Annotated in this window: 1 protein-coding gene; it reads left to right on the top strand. The window is 56.9% G+C overall.

Annotated features, from left to right (window positions below):
- The coding region (locus ACPYOG_RS19815; RefSeq protein WP_481295827.1) for a hypothetical protein at nt 1-262 on the top strand (262 nt) is incomplete at both ends.

The following is a 262-nucleotide window of genomic DNA, read 5'->3' as shown; positions in this document are numbered from 1 at the left end:
GGGCTGAACAGGCTGCCAGCTACGCCAACGTGAGCTCTGTTGACGAGGCGGGGGCAAAAGGGGAATTTACCGTCAAGCTCAAGGAAAGCAACTCCGCGTTCCTCCAGATTCTTGCCGATGTGAACACCCCGATCCTGCCTGATGTAAGCCTGGCGGCTGGGGCAGAAAGCAAAATTGGTGCAGGCCCTTTCCAGTACGTAGACCGCCAGTCGGGTGTCGGGATGACACTTGAGAAGTTTGACGGCTATGTCAAGGCGAAGGA

This window comes from Leifsonia sp. HAY1-4F (assembly GCF_056755275.1).
The sequence above is the reverse complement of the archived record's forward strand: the minus strand, read 5'-3'. Positions and strand labels throughout refer to the sequence as shown.